Origin of the sequence: Streptomyces sp. NPDC053048, from assembly GCF_044547045.1 — a bacterium.
In the GTDB taxonomy this organism is placed as follows: Bacteria; Actinomycetota; Actinomycetes; order Streptomycetales; family Streptomycetaceae; genus Streptomyces.
The window spans coordinates 48,009-70,239 of the sequence record NZ_JBITZS010000012.1; the positions used below are offsets into that span (position 1 = coordinate 48,009).

The following is a 22,231-nucleotide window of genomic DNA, read 5'->3' on the forward strand; positions in this document are numbered from 1 at the left end:
ATGACCATGGCCAAGCGCGACACCTACACGCCCGAATCGCTGCTCGCGGTCGCCGTCACGGTGTTCAACGAGCGGGGCTACGACGGCACCTCCATGGAGCACCTCTCCAAGGCTGCCGGGATCTCCAAGTCCTCGATCTACCACCACGTCAAGGGCAAGGAGGAGCTGCTCCGGCTCGCCATAAGCCGGGCGCTCGACGAGCTCTTCGCCGTCCTCCAGGAGCCGGGCGCCACCGGCGGCCGGGCGATCGACCGGCTGGAGTACGTCACCCGGCGCACGGTCGGGGTGCTCATGGCCGAGCTGCCCTATGTGACGCTGCTGCTGCGGGTGCGGGGCAACACGGACACCGAGCGCTGGGCCATGGAGCGCCGCCGCGAGTTCGACCACCAGGTCGCCGAGCTCCTGAAGGAGGCCGCCGCCGACGGCGACCTCCGGGAGGACGTGGACGTCCGGCTGGCGACCAGGCTGCTCTTCGGAATGATCAATTCGATCGTGGAGTGGTACCGGCCGGGCCGCGGCGGCGCGGCCACCAGCGACGAGGTCGCCGACGCCGTCGTCCACACGGCGTTCTCAGGCCTGCGCACGTACCGCTGACCCATCGGACACCCCCTAGCGGCCCTCGTCGAGGGGACGGTCCTCCCTGGGCCGCCGGTCCTCCTTGAGGTCCGTCTCCTCGAAGACCAGTAACGTCCGGGTGCTGAGCACCTCGTCGATGGCCTGGATGCGGGTGAGGACCAGTTCGCGCAGCGCTCGGTTGTCCCTGGTGTGCACGAGCAGCAGGACGTCGAAGTCGCCGCTGACCAGCGCGATGTGGGCGACGCCGGGCAGCTCCCGCAGCTGCTCGCGAACCGTCCGCCAGGAGTTCTGGACGATCTTCATCGTGATGTACGCCGACGCGCCGTGGCCGGCCCGCTCCTGGTCCACCCGGGCGCCGAAGCCCCGGATCACCCCGTCGTCGATGAGCCGGTTGACCCGCGCGTAGGCGTTGGCCCGCGAGACGTGGACGCGCTCGGCCACGGACCGTATGGACGCCCGTCCGTCGCTCTGGAGCATGCGCAGGATCGAGCGATCGATGTCGTCGAGCGGTCGGGCCGGCGCCCTGCCGCCCGAAAAGGCCATCTGTTCGTCCGGCATACCGCCATGCCTCCCCTTCATGGACGCCCTGTCCATATCTCAGGTTGTGGAGAACCGTTTGTCCACAGGCTCGGGCCGCCTGTAGCCAAAAAGTGCCGTCGACCGAACAATCGGTAGGGAGAGCGCAGGACGCTTTCCGGTCAAGCTCGTCCCAAGAGGAGGTGCTCGTCATGACGGTTCTGGAGCAGCCCGGCTCGTACCGGCCGACCCCGCCGCCGGCCTGGCAACCCCGTACCGACCCCGCGCCGCTGCTGCCCGACGCGGAGCCCTACCGTCTGCTGGGCACCGAGGCCGCCGCCGCGCTCGACCCGGCCCTGCTGAAGCGGCTGTACGGGCACCTCGTGCGCGGCCGCCGCTACAACGCCCAGGCCACCGCGCTCACCCGGCAGGGCCGGCTCGCCGTCTACCCCTCCTCCACCGGCCAGGAGGCCTGCGAGGTCGCGGCCGCCCTGGTCCTCCAGGAGCGCGACTGGCTCTTCCCCAGCTACCGCGACACCCTGGCCGCCGTCGCCCGCGGCATGGACCCCGTGCAGGCCCTGACCCTGCTGCGCGGCGACTGGCACACCGGCTACGACCCGCACGAACACCGCGTCGCCCCCCTGTGCACCCCGCTGGCCACCCAGCTCCCCCACGCGGTCGGGCTCGCCCACGCCGCGCGGCTCAAGGGCGACGACGTCGTCGCGCTCGCCATGGTCGGTGACGGAGGCACCAGCGAGGGCGACTTCCACGAGGCGCTCAACTTCGCCGCCGTCTGGCGCGCACCCGTCGTCTTCCTCGTCCAGAACAACGGCTTCGCCATCTCCGTCCCCCTCGCCAAGCAGACCGCCGCCCCCTCCCTCGCCCACAAGGCCGTCGGCTACGGCATGCCCGGCCGACTGGTCGACGGCAACGACGCCCCCGCCGTCCACGCGGTGCTCTCCGAGGCCGTGCACCGCGCCCGCGCGGGCGGCGGCCCCACGCTGGTGGAGGCCGTCACCTACCGCATCGAAGCCCACACCAACGCCGACGACGCCACCCGCTACCGCAGCGACGCCGAGGTCGAGGCCTGGCGCGCCCACGACCCGATCACCCTCCTGGAGCGGGAACTGACCCGCCGCGAGCTGCTGGACGAGAACGCGATACGGGCCGAACAGGACGCGGCCGAGCGCATGGCAGCCGATCTGCGCGAGCGGATGAACCAGGACCCCGCGCTCGACCCGATGGAATTGTTCACACATGTTTACGCCGAACAGACTGCCCAACTGCGCGAGCAAGCAGCACAATTGCGTGCTGAGCTGACCGCGGCGGGGGAGCTCGCGGGCCCCCTGGAGGGCGGCCCCCAGGAAGGAAGGCAGCGATGACCACCGCGCCTGTCGAAGCCGGCCGCAAGCCCGTCACCATGGCGCAGGCCCTGGGCCGCGCCCTGCGCGACGCCATGGCCGACGACCCGGCCGTCCACGTCCTCGGCGAGGACGTCGGCACCCTGGGCGGCGTCTTCCGGGTCACCGACGGGCTGGCCAAGGAGTTCGGCGAGGACCGCTGCACGGACACCCCCCTCGCCGAGGCCGGCATCCTCGGCACGGCCGTCGGCATGGCCATGTACGGGCTGCGGCCCGTGGTGGAGATGCAGTTCGACGCCTTCGCCTACCCGGCCCTCGAGCAGCTGATCAGCCACGTCTCCCGGATGCGCAACCGCACGCGCGGCGCGATGCCCATGCCGATCACCGTGCGCGTGCCCTACGGTGGCGGCATCGGCGGCGTCGAGCACCACAGCGACTCCTCCGAGGCCCTCTACCTGGCCACGCCCGGCCTGCACGTGGTCACCCCGGCGACCGTCGCCGACGCCTACGGGCTGCTGCGCGCCGCGATCGCCTCCGACGACCCCGTGATCTTCCTGGAGCCCAAGCGGCTCTACTGGTCGAAGGCCGATTGGGATCCCGGACGGCCGGAACCCGTCCCCGGCATCGGACAGGCGCTCGTCCGCCGCCCCGGCACCTCCGCGACGCTCATCACCTACGGGCCGTCGGTGCCGGTCTGCATGGAGGCGGCCGAGGCCGCCACCGCCGAGGGCTGGGACCTCGAGGTCGTCGACCTCAGATCGCTGATGCCCTTCGACGAGGAGACCGTCTGCGCCTCCGTGCGCCGCACCGGACGCGCCGTCGTCGTCCACGAGGCACCCGGCTTCGGCGGCCCCGGCGGGGAGATCGCGGCCCGGGTCACCGAGCGCTGCTTCCACCACCTGGAGGCGCCGGTGCTGCGCGTCGCCGGGCTCGACATCCCCTACCCGCCGCCCATGCTGGAGAAGCACCATCTGCCCGGCGTGGACCGGGTGCTGGACGCCGTGGCGCGCCTGCAGTGGGAATCGGAATGGACCGTTGACGAATATGAGAGTGGTGCGCGCTGATGGCTGTGGTGCGCGAGTTCACGCTGCCCGACCTGGGTGAAGGACTCACGGAGGCACAGGTCGTCCGCTGGCTGGTGAACGTCGGCGACGTGGTCGTCGTCGACCAGCCCGTGGTCGAGGTCGAGACGGCGAAGGCGATGGTGGAGGTCCCCTGCCCCTACGGGGGCGTGGTCACCGCCCGCTTCGGCGAGGAGGGCACCGAACTGCCCGTCGGGGCCCCGCTGCTGACGGTGGCGGTCGGCGAGCCGGCAACACCGTCGGCGGCCGAGCCGGCCGGCGGATCCGGGGCGGGCTCGGGCCGCCGTCACGGCGACGGCTCGGGTGCAGGCGCCGGTGACGGTTCGGGCGACAGCGCGGGCAGCCGCGGATCGCACGAGGCCGCCGGCCGGAGCCAGGACGCCGGTTCGGGCAATGTGCTGGTCGGCTACGGCACCCAGGCGCCCGCGGCACGGCGCCGCAGGGTCCGTCCGACGAGCCGCGAGACCGCCCGCCCCGCCGAGCGGACGCCCGCGCCCACGTCGATCGCGGTGATCTCCCCGCTCGTACGGCGCCTCGCCCGCGAACGCGGCGTCGACCTCGGCCAGGTGCGCGGCACCGGCCCGGACGGGCTGATACTCCGGGCCGACGTCGACCGGGCGGCGGAAGCGGCACAGGCGGCGGCACGGACGGCCCACACCGCCCAGGCGGTGCCGGCCGGCCAGGCGGCGGCCGCGGGTGCGGGGTCCGCCCAGGCGCCCCGTCCCGCCACGCGCCCCGAGGCGGCCGGGGCCGGACGCCGCGTCGCGGCCGGCCGCCCGAGGACCGACGGGCTGCGCGTACCGCTGCGCGGCATGCGCGGCCTGGCCGCCGAGAAGCTCAGCCGCAGCCGCCGGGAGATCCCGGACGCGACGTGCTGGGTGGACGCGGACGCCACCGAGCTCATCGCCGCCCGCCGCGCGATGAACGCCTCCGGCGGGGCCAAGGTCTCCCTGCTGGCCCTCCTGGCGCGCATCTGCACGGCGGCCCTGGCGAAGTACCCCGAGCTCAACGCCACCGTGGACGTCGAGGCCCAGGAGATCGTCCGGCTGCCCGACGTGCACCTGGGCTTCGCCGCCCAGACCGACCGGGGCCTGGTCGTGCCCGTCGTACGGGACGCCAACGCGCGCAACGCGGTCGAGCTGTCGGTGGAGATGGCCCGGCTGACCGAGGCCGCGCGGGCGGGCAAGCTCAGCCCGGCCGAGCTCACCGGCGGCACGTTCACCCTCAACAACTACGGGGTGTTCGGCGTCGACGGCTCCACGCCGATCATCAACCACCCCGAGGCGGCCATGCTCGGCGTCGGCCGGATAGCACCCAAGCCCTGGGTCCACGAGGGCGAGTTGGCCGTCCGGCAGGTGGTGCAGCTGTCCTTCACCTTCGACCACAGGGTGTGCGACGGAGGCACGGCGGGAGGGTTCCTGCGGTACGTCGCCGACTGCGTCGAGCAGCCGGCGGTGCTACTGCGCACCGTCTGACCGACGGCCGCCGTGGGGCCTCCGGCCGACGGCTCCCGCGGGGCGCCGTTGGCCATACTCGACGGATGACGGTTTACGACGCGGTAGTGCTCGCCGGAGGCGCCGCACGGCGCCTGGGCGGGGCGGACAAGCCCGGCGTCCGTGTGGGCGGGCGGGCCCTCCTCGACCGGGTGCTGGGCGCCTGCGGCGGCGCCGGGCGCACCGTGGTGGTGGGGCCACGCCGTCCCACGGTCCGCCTGGTGACCTGGTGCCGCGAGGAGCCCGCCGGCGGCGGCCCCCTGGCCGCGCTGGACGCCGGTCTGCGCCGCGTCCGGGCCGAGCGGGTGCTCGTCCTCTCGGCCGACCTGCCGTTCCTGGACGCGCGGACCACAACGGACCTGCTCGCGGAGCTCGAGACTGCGGCAGCGGCCGACGGCGTCGTCCTGACCGACCCCGGCGGGCGGGAGCAGCCGCTGGTGGCCGCGTACCGCACCGAGTCGCTGCGGCGCGAGCTCGGGCTGCTCGCCGCCGAGCACGGCACGCTCACCGGCCTGCCGGTGCGGCTGCTCACCACCGAGCTCTCGCTCGCCCGCGTCCACCACCCCACCGCGTCCTTCGACTGCGACACCTGGGAGGACATCGGCACCGCCCGCGCGCGCATCAGGGACGATGGGAGCGTGCTGGATGAATGGATCTCCGCTGCCAAGGCCGAGCTCGGCATCGAACTCGACGTCGACACGGCCGGCCTCCTCGACCTCGCCCGCGACGCCGCGCACGGCGTGGCGCGGCCCGCCGCGCCCCTGACGACCTTCCTCGTCGGTTACGTGGCCGCGCAACGCGGCGGCGGGCCGGAGGCGGTGGCCCAGGCGATCCGCGAGGCCGGGGCGCTGGCCGCGCGGTGGGCGGAAGAAGGCCGGAAGCCGGACGGCGCGTCATGAGCGGGCGGGAAGGCGACGCGGGCCTCGACCGGGCCACGGACGAGGCGCTGGCCCTCGTGGCCGACGAGCGCCGTGCCGGGCCCGGCGCCGTGCCGGGCTCGACCAGTGATCACCTCTCATTGGGCTCGGCCGGTTTCTTCGACTTCGTCGAGGACCCGTTCGAGGCCGAGACCGCCGCAGCGCCCACCCCCGCCCGAGCCGGCACCGCCGCAGCCGACACCCCCGGCGACGAGCTCGACGTGCCCTTCGCGGGCGTCCGGTTCTACGACACGATGCGGCGAAGCGAAGAGCGGGACGAAGAGCGGCAGCATAGGCATCCCGCCATTCCGGCCCTCCCCGCACCCGCCGTGTCTACCCCCCCGGCGGATCCCCCCATGTCAGACGCCACGCCAGACGCCACGCCGGACGCCATGCCACAGACGCACCCCTCCTGGGCCGCAGCCCGCCGTACCGCCGCCCAGGCCGCCCGGCCCCTCGCACCCTCCGTGCGTCCCCTGGGGGACGCCCTCGGGCATCTGCTCGCCGTGCGGCTGACCGCGCTCACCGACCTGCCGTCCTTCGACACCTCCGCCATGGACGGCTGGGCCGTCGCCGGCCCCGGCCCCTGGCGGCTGCCCAAGGACGACGCCGGGGTCCTCGCCGGCCGCGCCGACGCCGGCCCGATCGGCGACGGCGAGGCCGTGCGCATCGCCACCGGCGCCCGCGTACCGCCCGGCGCCACCGCCGTCCTGCGCAGCGAGCACGGCACCGTGCGGCTCGACGAGGAGCTGTACGCGAGCCGGCACCTCACCCAGGGCCAGGACATCCGCCCCAAGGGCCAGGAGTGCCGCACGGGCGACGAACTGCTGCCCGCCGGCACGCCCGTCACCCCCGCCGTGCTCGGGCTGGCCGCGGCCGCCGGGTACGACCAGCTGCGCGTCGTCCCCCGGCCCCGCGTCGAGGTGCTGGTCCTCGGCGACGAACTGCTGCGCGAGGGGCTCCCCCACGACGGGCTCATCCGCGACGCCCTCGGCCCCATGCTCACCCCCTGGCTGCGCGCGCTGGGCGCCGAGGTGACCGCGACCCGCTGCCTGGGCGACGACGAGACGGCGCTGCGCGCCGCCCTGGAGGCCAGCGACGCCGACGTCGTCGTGACCACCGGCGGCACGGCCGCGGGCCCCGTCGACCACGTCCACCCCACGCTGCGCCGGCTCGGCGCCGAGCTGCTGGTCGACGGCGTCGCCGTCCGTCCGGGCCACCCCATGCTGCTCGCCCGCCTCACACCGGGACGGCACCTGGTGGGCCTGCCCGGCAACCCCCTCGCCGCCGTCGCGGGCCTGCACACCCTCGCCGGCCCCCTGCTGCGCACGCTCGCGGGTCGCCCGCCGGCCGAGCCGCGCCGGGCCGGGCTCACCGAGGCCGTCCCCGGCCACCCCACCCACACCCGGCTCGTCCCCGTGGTGCTGCGCGCCGGCGGAGCCCACCCGCTGCGCTTCCACGGCCCGGCCATGCTGCGCGGCCTCGCGGCCGCCGAGGCGCTGGCCGTCGTCCCGCCGGGCGGCGCAGAACGCGGCGACGCAATCGACCTCCTGGACCTGGGCCCGGTCGGCCCGGTCCCGGAGACGGGCCCGTACCCGGGAGGCGGCCGGTGAACCTCCCCCGCCACGACGCCGCGGCGCGCGAGAGCCATCACGAGAGCGACTTCCGGGTCCTGCTGCCGCGCTACACCGTGGCCCCGATACGGCAGGTCGGCCGGCGTCTGCTGCTCGCCCTGGGCGTCATGGTCGCCACGGTCTTCATCGTCTACACCGACCGGGCCGGCTACCACGACAACGCCGACAACAGCGTCGACTTCCTCGACGCCGTCTACTACTCCACCGTCACCCTGTCCACCACCGGATACGGCGACATCGTCCCCTACAGCGACAGCGCCCGGCTGACGAACGTGCTGCTGGTGACGCCCCTCCGTGTCCTCTTCCTGATCATCCTGGTCGGCACCACCCTCGAGGTCCTCACCGAGCGCACCCGCGAGCAATGGCGTTTGACCCGATGGAGGTCCGCTTTGAGAGATCACACCGTCGTCGTCGGCTTCGGCACCAAGGGCCGTTCGGCCGCGCAGACGATCTGCGGGCCGGCCGCCTCGATCCGCGAGAAGGAGAGGATCGTCGTCGTCGACCCCAACCCCAAGGTCGTCGAGGCGGCCACCGCCCACGGCTACGCGGGCGTGGTGGGGGACGCGACCCGCAGCGACGTCCTGCTGCGCGCCGAGGTCCAGAAGGCCCGGCAGATCATCATCGCCACCCAGCGCGACGACACTGCCGTCCTCGTCACCCTGACCGCCCGTCAGCTCAACCGTGCCGCGAAGATCGTCGCCGCCGTGCGGGAGGAGGAGAACGCCCCGCTGCTGCGGCAGTCCGGAGCGGACGCGGTCATCACCAGCGCCAGCGCCGCGGGCCGGCTGCTGGGCATGTCCGTGCTCAGCCCCAGCGCCGGCACCGTCATGGAGGACCTGATCCAGAAGGGCAGTGGCCTCGACCTCGTCGAACGGCCCGTCGTCAAGGCCGAGGTGGGGCGCATGGTGCGCGACACGGACGACCTCGTGGTGTCCGTGCTGCGCGGCCACCGGCTGCTCGGCTACGACGACCCGGAGGCGAGCCCGCTCAAGGCCACGGACCGGCTGATCACGATCGTGCGGGCGCGCCCGGCCGGCACCGAGGAGTAGCGCGCGCCCCGGGAATTCGGATGCCGCCGGTAGTAGTTTCGCCAGCATGCATGCGATCACCATTCCCGTTCCCGGCGGACCCGAGGCCCTGGTGTGGGCCGAGGTCCCCGACCCCGTGCCCGCCGAGGGCGAGGTCCTGATCGACGTTGTGGCCAGCGGCGTCAACCGCGCCGACGTGGTGCAGCGGCAGGGCTTCTACGACCCGCCGCCCGGTGCCTCCCCCTACCCGGGGCTGGAGGTCTCCGGCCGGATCGCGGCGCTGGGGCCGGGCGTGAGCGGCTGGTCGGTCGGCGACGAGGTGTGCGCGCTGCTGGCCGGCGGCGGCTACGCGGAGAAGGTCTGCGCGCCGGCGGGCCAGTTGCTGCCCGTGCCCGACGGGATGGACCTCGTCTCGGCGGCGTCGCTGCCGGAGGTGACCGCCACCGTCTGGTCGAACGTGTTCATGGTGGCCGGACTGCGCCCCGGCGAGACGTTCCTGGTGCACGGCGGCGGCAGCGGCATCGGCACGATGGCCGTGCAGCTGGCCAAGGCGGTCGGCGCCCGGGTCGCGGTCACGGCCGGCGGACAGGACAAGCTGGAGCGCTGCCGCGAACTGGGCGCGGACATCCTCATCGACTACCGGCAGCAGGACTTCGTCGAGGAACTGCACAAGGTGACCGGCGGCATCGGCGCGGACGTCATCCTCGACATCATCGGGGCCAAGTACCTCGCCCAGAACATCGACGCCCTCGCCGTCAATGGCAGGTTGACCATCATCGGCCTCCAGGGAGGCCGCAAGGCCGAACTGGACCTGGCCGCGCTGCTCACCAAGCGCGCGGCGGTGGCGGGCACTTCGCTGCGCGCCCGGCCGCTCGCGGAGAAGGCGGCAATCGTGGCCGCCGTGCGCGAGCACGTGTGGCCGCTGATCGCCGGAGGGCGGGTACGGGCGGTCGTCGACCGCACGCTGCCGCTGCGGGAAGCGGTGACGGCGCACCGGGTGCTCGAGGAGAGCTCCCACGTCGGCAAGGTGCTCCTCACTACGTGAGGAGCCACCGGCCGGGCTCGCCCGCCGTCACCCGACCGGCCGCTCAGCGCGCCCCGTGGCACAGCGCGTGTGAGGGTGGGGATGTCCGTAGGGGGGTGACTCTCGCGGAGGGTGCGACATGGACGGTGCAGCACGGGCGGCGGTCCTGGTCGGGCTGGCGGTGTCGGCCGCGCTGATATCCACCGGGGCCGCGCGGGCGGACGATCCGGACCCCTCGGCCCCGCCTCCTTCGGCGCCCGTCCCGGCCACGACGTCCACCACGGTCTTCCCGTCCTCGCCGCCGTCACCCGGAGCCAGTGAACTGGCCGGAACCGTGGCCGGCGTGGGGCGTGAGCACCCGGGCCGGGCGGCCGAACCGTCCCCGTCCGGGCGGCCGGGCATCCGGTCGCCGCGCGCCCCGCACCCGCAGGACGGACAGCAGCCGGCGGACGAGCGGGAGCAGACGGCGGCCGAGGAAGGGCCCAGCCCCCACCCTGGGCCGCCGCGCGCCCCCGCCCGCCGTGCCGCGCCGGAGCGGGAGCGGCAGGACGCCGGCGCCACCGACCGGGAGCGGGTGATGCGGGTGCTGCCGCTGGGCACGGGCATGGCGCTCGCCGGGCTCGGGCTGGGCTTCATCGGACTGCGCCTGCGGCGGCGGTAGGCCGCCCGGCGGCCCGGCGGGGGCGCGCCGGACCGGACGGAACGGGCGTGCGCCCCGGAAAGTCGTGCGCCCCCGCGCGCCCCCGCGTTGGATCAGGTGTGTACGGGGGCATCACCAGGGGGAAATCACCTGTGCGAGAGAATGGCGGCATGGATATGCCGAGGAATGAACGGTCGCAGGAGAGCCCGCACGTCCTGGTCGTAGGCCCGGACGGCATGGCTCTCGGCAGCGCCAGCCCCGGCGGCGGGGAGGGCGACGACGAGTCGCGCGAGGTCCCGGTGACGGAGATGGTGGAACAGCCCGCCAAGGTCATGCGCATCGGCAGCATGATCAAGCAGCTGCTGGAGGAGGTGCGCGCCGCACCTCTGGACGAGGCGAGCCGCGTCAGGCTCAAGGAGATCCACCACAGCTCCGTCAAGGAGCTGGAGGACGGGCTCGCTCCCGAGCTCGTCGAGGAGCTGGAGCGCCTGTCGCTGCCCTTCACGGACGAGACGATCCCGACCGAGGCGGAACTGCGCATCGCGCAGGCCCAGTTGGTCGGCTGGCTCGAGGGGCTCTTCCACGGCATCCAGACCGCGCTGTTCGCCCAGCAGATGGCCGCACGAGCCCAGCTGGAGCAGATGCGCCGGGCCCTGCCGGCCGGTGTGGCGGGCGACGACGAGCACGACGCCCAGCAGCACGGCGGCGCCCGCTCGGGCCCGTACCTGTAGGCCCCGACAGGCCAGGGCGGACGTCCGGACGTAGGACGCAGGTACGGCGAGGGCCGGTTGTCGATGCGACAACCGGCCCTCGCCGTACACGCCCCCAGGTTCTAGGAAGGCGCCTCACCCGTCGAGACGGTCAGCACGAACTGGCCGGTGTTCGGGTCGAAGGGGTCGCCCGAGTCGGGGAGCTGGGTCATCACGGTGCCCTTGCCCCACGTGTTCTCGTTCACCGTGTCGACCCGGTACTTCCATCCGGCGGCGACGAGGCACGCCTTCACCGAGTCGATGTAGATGTACTTGAAGTCCGGGGCGCTCTTCTTGGTCTTGTCCCGGTAGTTGTCGTAGGCCTTCGTGCACCGCTCGGCGTCGATGGTCTTGGACTTGTCGCCTTCCTTGACCTTCGCCTGGGTGCCGCCGGTGGCGCCGCCCGTGCCGCCGGCGGTGACGCCGCCGCCCGTGGTGGCCGAGGACGGGGCCTGGGTGGGCTTGTCGTCGGCCTCGTTCTTCTTGCCGCCGCCGTTCAGGGCGATGGCGGCGATGACGCCGATGACCGCGAGCACCGCGACGACACCCGAGCCGATGAGGACCGGCTTGTTGCTCTTTCCACCGGAACCGCCCGAGGCGGGCGCCGAGGGAGAGGTGTAGGGCGGCGGCGTGCTCGGACCGGGCTGGTACGGCTGCGGGGTCGTGGCGTAGCCCTGGGGGCCCGGAGCGGGCGTGGAGGGGCCGTAGCCGCCGTTGTACGGGCTCTGGGCGGTGGACTGGGGCTGGTACGGGGTCTGGACGCTCTGCGGCCCGGGAGCGGGCGTCTGGCCGTCCACGGGCGGGAAGACGGCCGAGCTGACGCCGGCGCCGCTGCGGGCCGGGGGGCCGCCCGCGATGATGATCGGCGAGGGCGCCGACATCGCCGTGCCCGCCACGCGCGCGCACTCGTCACGCATCGCCTCGGCGCTCGGGAAGCGCTCGTTCGGGTTCTTCTTCAGAGCGCGCAGGACGAGCGCGTCCACGGCCGGCGGGATCGACCGGTTGATCGTGGAGGGCGCGACCGGCTCCTCCTGGACGTGCGCGTAGGCGATGGCCAGCGGCGAGTCCGCGTCGAACGGCAGCCGGCCCGTCAGCAGCTCGAAGAGCATGATCCCGACCGAATACAGGTCGGAACGGGCGTCCACACCGCGTCCCAGGGCCTGCTCGGGCGAGAGGTACTGCGGGGTGCCGACGACCATGCCGGTCTGCGTCATCGAGGTGACGCCGGACTGCATGGCGCGGGCGATGCCGAAGTCCATGACCTTGACCACGTTGCGCTTGGTCATCATCACGTTGCCGGGCTTGATGTCGCGGTGGACCAGGCCCATCTCGTGGCTGACCTCGAGCGCGGCGAGCACATCGGCTGTGATCTTCAACGCCTTCTCGGTGGGCATCGCGCCGTACTGGGCGACGTCCGCGTCGAGCACCGAGCGCAGCGGCTGGCCCTCGACGTACTCCATGACGATGTACGGCATGGTCGACCCGTCCAGGTCGTCCTCGCCCGTGTCGAACACCGAGACGATGTTGGTGTGCGTGAGCTTGGCCACCGACTGCGCCTCGCGCCGGAAGCGCTCGCGGAAGGAGGACTCGCGGCCCAGCTCGGTGTGCAGGGTCTTGATCGCGACCTGGCGGTCCAGGACCGAGTCGTAGGCCAGGTGCACGGACGCCATGCCGCCCTCGCCGAGCAGATCGCGCAGCTGGTAGCGGCCGCCGCCGACAGATCGTCCCGCGTAACGGCCCTGTGCGCCGTCCTGGCTCATGGTGTTACTTCCCCCTCGGCGCACTGCCTGCTCGAACAGGCTCACCGTGGGGCCTGCTCAAAGGTCTGATCCAGCTGTTCTTCGTCGTATCCCGGCCAAGTCTGCCCCAGGCCACGGGCACGTCAAGCCGCGTGCCCGTTCCGTGACCGGATGCGCGACAAGGTGTCACGGGATTTGCCTTGCTCGTGCCGGTACGGGTTTGATAGCCGGTCCATCCCGGACCGGCACGTGGCCCGGAGGCTGTAGCGTGCCTTAGCGGAAGACAGCTTTCTCGAGTTCCACCCGCGCGATCGCCTCCGATGCGAGCGGACCAGATACGACGGCGAGGACTGATGGCACAGACGCAGAGCGCCCAGGGTCCGTCCGACCCTGACGCCAACGGGGGCGGAATGCCCGATGTGCCTGAAATGTGGGGTAACGGCGGACTGGTCGGCGACGGCCGCTACCGCCTCACCCACCGACTGGGCCGCGGCGGCATGGCCGAGGTCTTCGCCGCCGAGGACGTGCGCCTCGGCCGCACGGTGGCGGTGAAGCTGCTCCGCGCCGACCTCGCCGAGGACCCGGTCTCCAAGGCCCGCTTCACCCGCGAGGCACAGTCGGTCGCCGGCCTGAACCACCACGCCGTGGTCGCCGTCTACGACTCCGGCGAGGACACCGTCGGCCGCAACGTCGTGCCGTACATCGTCATGGAGCTGGTCGAAGGCCGCACCATTCGCGACCTGTTGCTCAACGCCGAGGCCCCGCCGCCCGAGCAGGCGCTGATCATCGTCTCGGGCGTGCTCGAGGCGCTGGCCTACAGCCACCAGCACGGCATCGTGCACCGCGACATCAAGCCCGCCAACGTGATCATCACCAACACGGGCGCCGTCAAGGTCATGGACTTCGGCATCGCCCGCGCCCTGCACGGCGCGGCGTCCACCATGACCCAGACCGGCATGGTCATGGGCACCCCGCAGTACCTCTCGCCCGAGCAGGCCCTCGGCAAGACCGTCGACGCCCGCTCGGACCTCTATGCGACCGGCTGTCTGCTGTACGAACTGCTGGCCCTGCGCCCGCCGTTCACCGGCGAGACCCCGCTGTCGGTGGTCTACCAGCACGTCCAGGACACCGCGGTGCCGCCGTCCCAGGTGCTGGAGACGGTGCCGCCGGAGCTGGACGGGCTCGTCATGCGCTCCCTGGCCAAGGACCCGGACGACCGGTTCCAGAGCGCCGAGGAGATGCGCGGGCTGGTCCAGTACGGGCTGCAGATGCTGCACGACGCCGGCAGCCACACGGGCGTGTGGAACACCGGCCCCATCGACCACGCCACCGCCGCCACACAGGTGATCGGCGGCGCCGGCATGGGCGCCACCACGGCCATGCCGCACCCGCAGCACGGCGACACCTCGCAGCAGCCGATCCTGCCGCAGCGGCAGGGCGCCGACAGCGGTGGCTTCGACGGCTACAACGGCGGCCCCGGCAGCCGCCGTCCGGGCGGCAGCGGCAAGGGCAAGGTGTGGCTGATGGCCGCACTGGCGCTGGTCGCGGTCGTGGCGGGCATCGCGTTCGTGATCAAGAACAGCAACGCCACCGCCGGCAAGAGCGAGAAGAACGAGCCGAGGCAGTCCACCGTCTCCACCTCGCCGAGCGCCAACAGCAGTAAGGACCCGAAGAAGCAGAGTCCTACGCCTCACGAGCAGGGCGGCACCACCGGCGGCACCGGTGAGCGGGACAGCGACTCGGACTCGGACAACGACACGGGCAACTGGCCGACCAAGGACCCGCAGACGCAGCCGCCGACGGGCCCCCCGACGGGCCAGCCGTCGCCGGACCCGCAGCCGTCGAACCAGCCGTCCACCGGCCCGACGGGCGACAACAAGCCGCCGACGCAGGGCCCCAACCCGCCGACCGCCGACCCGGCCACCCAGGGCACCACCAACCAGGGCCCGACCGGCGGCTGAACCACCCATAACTGAATCGACCGAGCCGGGCCCCCGTGGCCCGGCTCGGTCGTTTTCGGTCCGCTAGCGCCGCTCAGTCGGTGAACGCCTCCCGTACCGACTCGTACGCGCGCGTCCACCACACCGACAGCGCCGCCGAGGCCGGGAAACCGGGGTCGGCGCGCAGGTCGCCGAGCTGATAGCGCCAGCGCAGCATCCAGAAGTCGTTGAGCCGTTCCCACCACACCCGGTGCACCGCCGCGGCCAGTTCGGCCGCGTCGGCGCCGGTCGCGCGGCGGTACGCGCGCGAGTACGGCCGCAGCTTCGCCAGGTCCAGCGTGCCGTCGGGCTTCAGGAAGAAGATCACCGCCGCGCGCACCGCCTCCTCGGCGCGCGGCTGGACGCCCAGCCGGTCCCAGTCGACGATCGCGGCGGGCTCGCCGCCCCGGTAGAGCAGGTTGAGCGGGTGGAAGTCGCCGTGCACCCAGCCCCGGGCCGGGGTCGCGGCGGGCGGCGGACGGCGGTGGGCGTGCCGTTCCAGCAGGGCGCGGCGCTCGACGAGGCGGTGCTCGGCCAGTTCGTCGAAGGAATCGCGCGGACGGGCCCGTACGAGGCCCAGGAGCTCCTCGATGAGGGCGAAGGTGTCCTCGGGCGCCGCCGCGGCGTCCGAGCCGCCCAGCGGGCCCGTACAGCCGCCCTCGGGGCCCTCCATGACCTCCTCCAGGCACAGGTGCACATGGCCCAGCAGGGTGCCCAGCCGGTCGGACTGGGCCGAGGTGAGCTCGCCGCCGTCGCGGTGGTGGCCCTCGATCCAGGGGTGCAGGGCGTAGCAGCGGCCGCCGAGGACGGCGACGGTGTTGCCGTCGGCGTCGGCGACGGGCGGGGCGACGGGCAGGCCCAGGGCGTCCAGGCGGCGGGTGACCTCGTGCTGGCGGGCGATGGCCTCGCGGTCGCCGTCCAGGTGGTGCTTGAGGAAGAAGCGGCCGCGGGTGGTGGAGAGGCGGTAGCCGCGGTTGAGGAGGCCTTCGGTCAGCGTTTCGCAGGCCACGGGCTCGCCGGCGCCGTCGTAGCGGCGCAGGAGCGTGCGCAGGGTGCCGGTGTCGGGGCCGGTGTCGGGTGGGGCATCGGTGACAAGTGAGCGCGGCACGCCCCAAATGTTAGTTCACGCTGAGTGCTCGACCCGTCGCGCGGGTACGCCTTCGAGGTGGTGCAATGAGATGAACTGAGGTTCTATGCACAGGTATTCGGGAATGAAGGGCGCGTCGTCGGCGGTGTGCGGGGCGCGGCCGAAGAGATCCAGTTCCGCCGGGCCGGGGACGAAGATCCGGGCCGTGCCGACGAACTCCACGGTCCACACCGACTCGTCGCCCTCCTCGCGCCCGGCGAGGTTGTCGGCGCCGTAGGCCACCACGCTGCCGTCGCAGGCCTGGGCGTAGCCGAAGCCGCCGTGCAGCCGCAGCAGCACCCGCCCGTCGACGACGATGTGCCGGGCGACGGTCACGAACGGGAGTGCGCGCATGCTGACCGACACCCGCCCGTACGGGGTGCGGGCCAGTAGTTCGAGTGCCCGGTTATTCATCGGAGGGCTCGGAGGGATCGGAAGGCGCTGCAAGCATGGGCACCACTGTGCACCGCCGTACGCCGGGCACGTAGAGGCACCCGCCCCTATGTGCGCAGGGCCCTTGGTCCCTAGGGCGTGGCCGACCGGTCGGCACGGGCCCATCGGATACGCCCTAGCGCTTCTCCGCCTGGAGACGGGCCACGTAGGCCGCCGCCTGGGAGCGGCGTTCCATGCCCAGTTTGGAGAGCAGGCTGGAGACGTAGTTCTTGATGGTCTTCTCCGCCAGGTGCAGGCGCTCGCCGATGGCGCGGTTGGTCAGGCCCTCGCCGATCAGGTCGAGAATGCGGCGCTCCTGCTCGGTGAGGGAGGCGAGCCGGTTGTCGCCGCCCGAGGCCTTGCCGTCGCGCAGCCGTTCCAGCACCCGGGCGGTCGCCACCGGGTCCAGCAGGGATTTCCCGGCGGCCACGTCACGGACGGCCGAGAGCAGCTCATTGCCCCGAATGGCCTTGAGGACATAGCCGGCCGCGCCCGCCATGATGGCGTCGAAGAGCGCCTCGTCATCGGCGTAGGAGGTGAGCATCAGGCATTTGATGTTTTCGTCCTGCGAACGGATCTCACGGCATACTTCGACTCCACTGCCATCCGGAAGGCGAACGTCCAGTACGGCGACGTCGGGCCGGGTGGCGGGAATGCGCACGAGTGCGTCCGCTGCGGTGCCGGCCTCGCCGACCACCTCGATGTCCTCTTCGGACGCGAGCAACTCATGGACGCCGCGACGTACGACTTCATGGTCGTCAAGCAGAAATACCGTGATTTTTCCTTGTTCGCGCACGCAGCCAGTCTCACACATCGGCTCTTCCCCTGCTCTTGTCCTCCGGGATAACGTGCCCCCGTTCCGGCGGCTCGCAAGGCGCTGACCAGTGGATTGGCCCCCGCATTGGCCCGGCTTTCTCGATTTACTTGGAAATCCAAGCAAAATCGCAGGTCAGGCGGGGTTTCGCAGGAATGCCGCGTACTGGGTAACGTGCTTATTGCAGGCCATTCGCCGGGGCGACCTGTCACGCCCGGTTCCGGCCTCGGCACACCCACCCCGTGTGCCGTCGGGGATCGAGCGAGCCTCTCTCCGCCTGGCGGTGGAGAGACCCCCTCTGGCCGCCGGCGACCCCGGGGGCCGGACAGACGGAGGAGCACACGTGACCGTGGACAGCACTGCCGCGCGCAAGCCACGACGCAGCAGCAGCAAGCGCGCCGGCGCCAAGAAGGCGGCCGGCGAGCCCGAGCTCGTACAGCTGCTGACGCCGGAGGGCGAGCGGGTCGAGCACCCGGACTACTCCATCGACCTGTCGCCCGAGGAACTGCGTGGTCTGTACCGCGACATGGTGCTGACCCGCCGCTTCGACGGCGAGGCGACGACGCTGCAGCGCCAGGGCGAACTGGGTCTGTGGGCCTCGCTGCTGGGCCAGGAGGCCGCGCAGATCGGCTCCGGCCGTGCGACGCGCGACGACGACTACGTCTTCCCGACCTACCGCGAGCACGGCGTGGCCTGGTGCCGCGGGGTCGACCCGACGAACCTGCTGGGCATGTTCCGCGGCGTCAACCACGGCGGCTGGGATCCCAACGAGAACAACTTCCACCTCTACACCATCGTCATCGGCTCGCAGGCGCTGCACGCGACCGGCTACGCGATGGGCATCGCCAAGGACGGCGCCGACTCCGCCGTGATCGCCTACTTCGGCGACGGCGCCTCCAGCCAGGGCGACGTGGCCGAGGCCTTCACCTTCGCGGCCGTCTACAACGCGCCGGTCGTCTTCTTCTGCCAGAACAACCAGTGGGCGATCTCCGAGCCCACCGAGCGGCAGACCCGCGTCCCGCTCTACCAGCGCGCCCAGGGCTACGGCTTCCCCGGCGTCCGGGTGGACGGCAACGACGTGCTGGCCGTGCTCGCCGTGACCAAGGCCGCGCTGGAGCGCGCCCGCACCGGCGAGGGCCCGATGCTGGTCGAGGCGTTCACCTACCGCATGGGCGCCCACACCACCTCCGACGACCCCACCCGCTACCGCCGCGACGAGGAGCGGGAGCTGTGGGAGGCCAAGGACCCCATCCTGCGCCTGCGCGCGTACCTGGAGAAGCAGGGCCTGGCGGACGAGGAGTTCTTCGCGGCGCTCGAGACCGAGAGCGACGCGCTCGCCAAGCGGGTGCGCGACACCGTGCGCACCATGCCCGACCCCGACCACCTGGCGATGTTCGAGCACACCTACGCCGACGGTCACGCGCTGGTCGACGAGGAGCGCGCGCAGTTCGCCGCGTACCAGGCTTCGTTCGCAGAGGAGAGCAAGTAGTCATGAGCACCGAGAAGCTCACGATCGCCAAGGCGATCAACGCCTCCCTGCGCACCGCCCTGGAGACCGACCCCAAGGTCCTGATCATGGGCGAGGACGTCGGCAAGCTCGGCGGCGTCTTCCGCGTCACCGACGGGCTGCAGAAGGACTTCGGCGAGGACCGGGTCATCGACACCCCGCTCGCCGAGTCGGGCATCGTCGGCACCGCCATCGGCATGGCGCTGCGCGGCTACCGGCCGGTGGTGGAGATCCAGTTCGACGGGTTCGTCTTCCCCGCCTACGACCAGATCGTCACCCAGCTGGCGAAGATGCACGCCCGCGCGCTCGGCAAGATCAAGCTGCCGGTCGTCATCCGCATCCCCTACGGCGGCGCGATCGGCGCGGTCGAGCACCACAGCGAGTCGCCCGAGGCCCTGTTCGCGCACGTCGCGGGCCTGAAGGTGATCTCGCCGTCGAACGCCGCCGACGCGTACTGGATGATGCAGCAGGCCATCCAGAGCGACGACCCGGTCATCTACTTCGAGCCCAAGCGCCGCTACCACGACCGCGGCGAGGTCGACACGGCCGCGATCCCGGGCCCGCTGCACGCCGCCCGCACCGTCCGCGAGGGCACCGACCTGACGCTGGTCGCGTACGGGCCGATGGTCAAGACCTGTCTGGAGGCCGCGGCCGCGGCCGAGGAGGAGGGCAAGTCGCTGGAGGTCCTGGACCTGCGGTCGGTCTCGCCCATCGATTTCGACGCCATCCAGCGGTCCGTGGAGAAGACCCGCCGCCTGGTCGTCGTCCACGAGGCCCCCGTCTTCTTCGGCTCCGGTGCCGAGATCGCCGCCCGGATCACCGAGCGCTGCTTCTACCACCTGGAGGCCCCGGTCCTGCGGGTCGGCGGCTACCACGCGCCCTACCCGCCGTCCCGGCTCGAGGACGAGTACCTGCCGGGCCTGGACCGGGTGCTCGACTCCGTCGACCGCGCGCTCGCGTACTGAGGCTGAGGAGAGTCGTGACGATGACTGCAAGCACCGCCAACACCGGCCAGCGGTTCCGCGAGTTCAAGATGCCCGACGTGGGCGAGGGACTGACCGAGGCCGAGATCCTCAAGTGGTACGTGGGCGTCGGCGACCCCGTCACCGACGGGCAGGTGGTCTGCGAGGTCGAGACCGCCAAGGCGGCCGTGGAGCTGCCGATCCCCTTCGACGGCGTGGTGCACGAGCTGCGCTTCGGCGAGGGCACGACGGTCGACGTCGGCCAGGTGATCATCTCGGTGGACACCCAGCCCGGCGCGGGGCCCGCGGAGGAGGCCCCGGCCTCGACCGCCGCCCACGCCGAGCGCTCGGCCGCCTCGGCGCTCGCGGAGGAGCCCGAGCAGCAGGGCCGCCAGGCCGTGCTCGTCGGCTACGGCGCCGCGCCGTCCTCCACCAAGCGCCGTGCGCGCAAGCCGCAGCCGGGCGCCGCGGCGCAGCCGCTGGCCGCCGCCATCCAGGCCGAGATGAACGGGCACCCGGCTCCGGCCGCTCCCGCCCCGGCGCCCGCCGCCGCACCGGCCGCCGCCCGGCCGCTGGCCAAGCCGCCCGTGCGCAAGCTGGCCAAGGACCTGGGCGTCGACCTGGCGACGGTCGTACCGACCGGCGAGGGCGGCGTCGTCACCCGTGACGACGTCCACGCCGCCGTCTCCGCCCGGGTGGCCGCCGCCGAAGCGGTCGCCGAGCCCGCCGCCGCCGAGGCCGCGCCGGCGGCACCGGTCGCACCGGTCGCCTGGCAGGGCCGCGAGACCCGCATCCCCGTCAAGGGCGTCCGCAAGGCCACCGCCCAGGCCATGGTGGCCAGCGCCTTCACCGCGCCGCACGTCACGGAGTTCGTCACCGTCGACGTCACCCGCACGATGAAGCTCGTCCAGAAGCTCAAGGACGACCCCGACATGGCGGGCCTGCGGATCAACCCGCTGCTGCTGATCGCCAAGGCACTGCTGGTGGCGATCCGGCGCAACCCGGACGTCAACGCCGCCTGGGACGAGGACAACCAGGAGATCGTCCGCAAGGACTACGTGAACCTGGGCATCGCCGCCGCCACCCCGCGCGGCCTGATCGTCCCGAACATCAAGGAGGCCCAGGCCAAGACGCTCCCCGAGCTGTCGCAGGCCCTGGCCGACCTGGTGGCCACCGCCCGTGAGGGCAGGACGAGCCCGGCGGACATGTCCGGCGGCACGGTCACGATCACCAACGTCGGCGTCTTCGGCGTCGACACCGGCACGCCCATCATCAACCCGGGCGAGTCCGCGATCCTGGCCGTCGGCGCGATCAAGCTCCAGCCGTGGGTGCACAAGGGCAAGGTCAAGCCGCGCCACGTCACCACCCTGGCGCTGTCCTTCGACCACCGTCTGATCGACGGCGAGCTGGGCTCCCGCTTCCTCGCCGACATCGCGGCCGTCCTCGAGAACCCCCAGCGGCTGATCACCTGGGCGTAACACCGGACGGGGAACGGGCGTAGCACCGGACGCCGGAATCCGGACCGGGGATGCGGGCGCGAAACCGCATCCCCGGTCTGGAAAACCGCCCCCTCAGGGCGGAAGAAACGCACAGGCCAGAGGGCCCGGACACCCACTCCTCGCCCCCCTCCAGCGAGGAGGGAGCAGTCGTCCGGGCCCTCTGGCGGCGTGCTGAGCGGCCTCGGGACACCACCCCCCACAGGGGGTGGAATGGCCCGTGCTGCGCAATTTACTTAAGATTGACCGACACTTGCACTGTCGGAATTGGAGGCCGCGCCTTGACGGCCGAGGTGGACCACATGGGCGACGGTGAATCCATCAGTCGCCTGCTCCGCGCCTGGCGGGCACGCGTCGACGCGAGGACCGTGCCGGAGCTGCGCGGGGTGTTTCCCAGACCGGGCCGTCGGCTTTCGCAGAAGCACGTGGCCCGGATGACGGGCGTCAGCGAGGGCTGGTACCGCGCCCTGGAGGCCGGCCGCCGCCAGGACTTCTCCGAGGCGTTCCTGCTGCGCGTCGCCCAGGCGCTCCGGCTCGGCGAGGCCGAGCGGCTCACCCTCTTCCTGGCCGTCTCCGGCCGCCGCCCCCCGGAACCGGCCGGGACGCGCGCCGACCTGCCCCCGGGCGTCAAGGCCCTGCTCGAACAGCAGGTCTCCTACCCCGCCTACCTCTCCGACGTCGCCTGGAACGTCGTCGCCACCAACTCCCTGATGGGCGAGTGGTTCCCGTGGGTGCGCCGCCCCCGGCCCAACCTCATGCGCTGGGCCCTGCTGCACCCCGAGGCCCGCGAGCAGATGCTCGACTGGGAGAACAGCTGCGCCCGCGTCTACCTCGCCATGCTGCGCGTCGCCGCCAACAGCAACCCCCGCAACGAGGAACTGCGCGCCCTCGTCCACGAGATCCTGGACGCCGACGCCGACTGCCGCCGCATCTGGGCCGAGGAGCACGACGTCGTCGAGCACCGCGACGGTCATGTCTTCAGGCTGCGCCTGCCGTACCACGGGAACGCCGAGATCCGGGTGACGTCCCATGTGCTGCTGCCCATACAGCGCACCGACCTGCGGTTCGTCTTCATCACCCCCGCCGACGGCTGGGCCGGCGTATAGCGGGAGCGCGACGGCCGTTACGCCCGCGCATTTCTGACAACCCGTCGATC

The 22,231-nt window shown here is 72.6% G+C and carries 20 protein-coding genes; 15 read left to right on the forward strand and 5 right to left on the reverse strand.

Features of this window, described 5'->3' with window-relative positions:
• Complete coding sequence (locus tag ACIG36_RS29030; RefSeq protein WP_399934092.1) at window positions 1–594, forward strand: TetR/AcrR family transcriptional regulator; 594 nt, start codon at window positions 1–3, stop codon at window positions 592–594.
• Window positions 595–609: 15 nt separating this feature from the next.
• On the opposite strand, the gene ACIG36_RS29035 is transcribed toward ACIG36_RS29030, so the two are convergent.
• Window positions 610–1,134 (reverse strand): Lrp/AsnC family transcriptional regulator, encoded by a 525-nt coding sequence (locus tag ACIG36_RS29035; RefSeq protein WP_399934095.1) that lies wholly within the window; start codon window positions 1,132–1,134, stop codon window positions 610–612.
• Window positions 1,135–1,304: 170 nt separating this feature from the next.
• Between ACIG36_RS29035 and pdhA (ACIG36_RS29040) the strand changes: the two genes are divergently transcribed.
• The 9 genes from pdhA (ACIG36_RS29040) (at window position 1,305) to ACIG36_RS29080 (ending at window position 11,002) form a co-directional block, all read left to right on the forward strand.
• Window positions 1,305–2,474 (forward strand): pyruvate dehydrogenase (acetyl-transferring) E1 component subunit alpha, encoded by a 1,170-nt coding sequence (pdhA, locus tag ACIG36_RS29040; protein WP_399934098.1) that lies wholly within the window; start codon window positions 1,305–1,307, stop codon window positions 2,472–2,474.
• Window positions 2,471–3,517, forward strand: coding sequence for an alpha-ketoacid dehydrogenase subunit beta (locus ACIG36_RS29045; RefSeq protein ID WP_399934101.1), 1,047 nt, complete (start codon window positions 2,471–2,473; stop codon window positions 3,515–3,517). Before pdhA (ACIG36_RS29040) ends, ACIG36_RS29045 begins: the two co-directional genes overlap by 4 nt.
• On the forward strand, window positions 3,517–5,010 hold the full coding sequence (locus tag ACIG36_RS29050; protein WP_399934103.1) for a dihydrolipoamide acetyltransferase family protein: 1,494 nt from the start codon (window positions 3,517–3,519) through the stop codon (window positions 5,008–5,010). Before ACIG36_RS29045 ends, ACIG36_RS29050 begins: the two co-directional genes overlap by 1 nt.
• Window positions 5,011–5,075: 65 nt before the next feature.
• The gene (locus ACIG36_RS29055; protein WP_399934105.1) at window positions 5,076–5,927 is read left to right on the forward strand and encodes an NTP transferase domain-containing protein; all 852 of its coding nucleotides are present in this window, start codon (window positions 5,076–5,078) and stop codon (window positions 5,925–5,927) included.
• On the forward strand, window positions 5,924–7,558 hold the full coding sequence (locus ACIG36_RS29060; protein WP_399934107.1) for a molybdopterin molybdotransferase MoeA: 1,635 nt from the start codon (window positions 5,924–5,926) through the stop codon (window positions 7,556–7,558). The genes ACIG36_RS29055 and ACIG36_RS29060 overlap by 4 nt, the downstream gene beginning before the upstream one ends.
• Window positions 7,555–8,628: a potassium channel family protein gene (locus ACIG36_RS29065; RefSeq protein WP_399934110.1), complete on the forward strand. Its 1,074-nt coding sequence runs from the start codon at window positions 7,555–7,557 to the stop codon at window positions 8,626–8,628. Before ACIG36_RS29060 ends, ACIG36_RS29065 begins: the two co-directional genes overlap by 4 nt.
• A 46-nt stretch (window positions 8,629–8,674) precedes the next feature.
• Window positions 8,675–9,652, forward strand: coding sequence for an NAD(P)H-quinone oxidoreductase (locus tag ACIG36_RS29070; RefSeq protein WP_399934113.1), 978 nt, complete (start codon window positions 8,675–8,677; stop codon window positions 9,650–9,652).
• A 118-nt stretch (window positions 9,653–9,770) separates the two neighbouring features.
• Window positions 9,771–10,292, forward strand: coding sequence for a hypothetical protein (locus ACIG36_RS29075; protein WP_399934116.1), 522 nt, complete (start codon window positions 9,771–9,773; stop codon window positions 10,290–10,292).
• Between the two features lie 149 nt (window positions 10,293–10,441).
• Window positions 10,442–11,002 (forward strand): bacterial proteasome activator family protein, encoded by a 561-nt coding sequence (locus ACIG36_RS29080; RefSeq protein ID WP_399934119.1) that lies wholly within the window; start codon window positions 10,442–10,444, stop codon window positions 11,000–11,002.
• Between the two features lie 101 nt (window positions 11,003–11,103).
• Here the strand turns inward: ACIG36_RS29080 and ACIG36_RS29085 are convergent, their stop codons facing one another.
• On the reverse strand, window positions 11,104–12,780 hold the full coding sequence (locus ACIG36_RS29085; RefSeq protein WP_399934122.1) for a protein kinase: 1,677 nt from the start codon (window positions 12,778–12,780) through the stop codon (window positions 11,104–11,106).
• A 332-nt stretch (window positions 12,781–13,112) separates the two neighbouring features.
• Between ACIG36_RS29085 and ACIG36_RS29090 the strand changes: the two genes are divergently transcribed.
• Window positions 13,113–14,720 carry a protein kinase gene (locus tag ACIG36_RS29090; RefSeq protein WP_399934125.1) on the forward strand — a complete coding sequence of 536 codons (1,608 nt, stop codon included), beginning with the start codon at window positions 13,113–13,115 and terminating at the stop codon, window positions 14,718–14,720.
• Window positions 14,721–14,793: 73 nt separating this feature from the next.
• On the opposite strand, the gene ACIG36_RS29095 is transcribed toward ACIG36_RS29090, so the two are convergent.
• The 3 genes from ACIG36_RS29095 to ACIG36_RS29105 all read right to left on the reverse strand — a co-directional run bounded on the left by ACIG36_RS29095 (window position 14,794) and on the right by ACIG36_RS29105 (window position 17,092).
• The gene (locus tag ACIG36_RS29095; RefSeq protein WP_399934128.1) at window positions 14,794–15,846 is read right to left on the reverse strand and encodes a phosphotransferase; all 1,053 of its coding nucleotides are present in this window, start codon (window positions 15,844–15,846) and stop codon (window positions 14,794–14,796) included.
• Window positions 15,847–15,861: 15 nt separating this feature from the next.
• The gene (locus tag ACIG36_RS29100) at window positions 15,862–16,278 is read right to left on the reverse strand and encodes a pyridoxamine 5'-phosphate oxidase family protein (protein WP_399934130.1); all 417 of its coding nucleotides are present in this window, start codon (window positions 16,276–16,278) and stop codon (window positions 15,862–15,864) included.
• A gap of 154 nt (window positions 16,279–16,432) precedes the next feature.
• Window positions 16,433–17,092, reverse strand: coding sequence for a response regulator (locus ACIG36_RS29105; protein WP_399934133.1), 660 nt, complete (start codon window positions 17,090–17,092; stop codon window positions 16,433–16,435).
• Window positions 17,093–17,453: 361 nt separating this feature from the next.
• Here ACIG36_RS29105 and pdhA (ACIG36_RS29110) point away from each other — a divergent pair, with 361 nt between their 5' ends.
• The 4 genes from pdhA (ACIG36_RS29110) (at window position 17,454) to ACIG36_RS29125 (ending at window position 22,181) form a co-directional block, all read left to right on the forward strand.
• Entirely contained in the window at window positions 17,454–18,599 is a 1,146-nt protein-coding gene (gene pdhA, locus ACIG36_RS29110) for a pyruvate dehydrogenase (acetyl-transferring) E1 component subunit alpha (RefSeq protein WP_399934135.1), read from the forward strand.
• Window positions 18,600–18,601: 2 nt separating this feature from the next.
• Window positions 18,602–19,582 (forward strand): alpha-ketoacid dehydrogenase subunit beta, encoded by a 981-nt coding sequence (locus tag ACIG36_RS29115; RefSeq protein WP_399934138.1) that lies wholly within the window; start codon window positions 18,602–18,604, stop codon window positions 19,580–19,582.
• 20 nt (window positions 19,583–19,602) lie between these two features.
• Entirely contained in the window at window positions 19,603–21,057 is a 1,455-nt protein-coding gene (locus tag ACIG36_RS29120; RefSeq protein ID WP_399934140.1) for a dihydrolipoamide acetyltransferase family protein, read from the forward strand.
• Window positions 21,058–21,377: 320 nt separating this feature from the next.
• Complete coding sequence (locus tag ACIG36_RS29125; RefSeq protein ID WP_399934143.1) at window positions 21,378–22,181, forward strand: helix-turn-helix transcriptional regulator; 804 nt, start codon at window positions 21,378–21,380, stop codon at window positions 22,179–22,181.
• Window positions 22,182–22,231 lie beyond the last annotated feature (50 nt).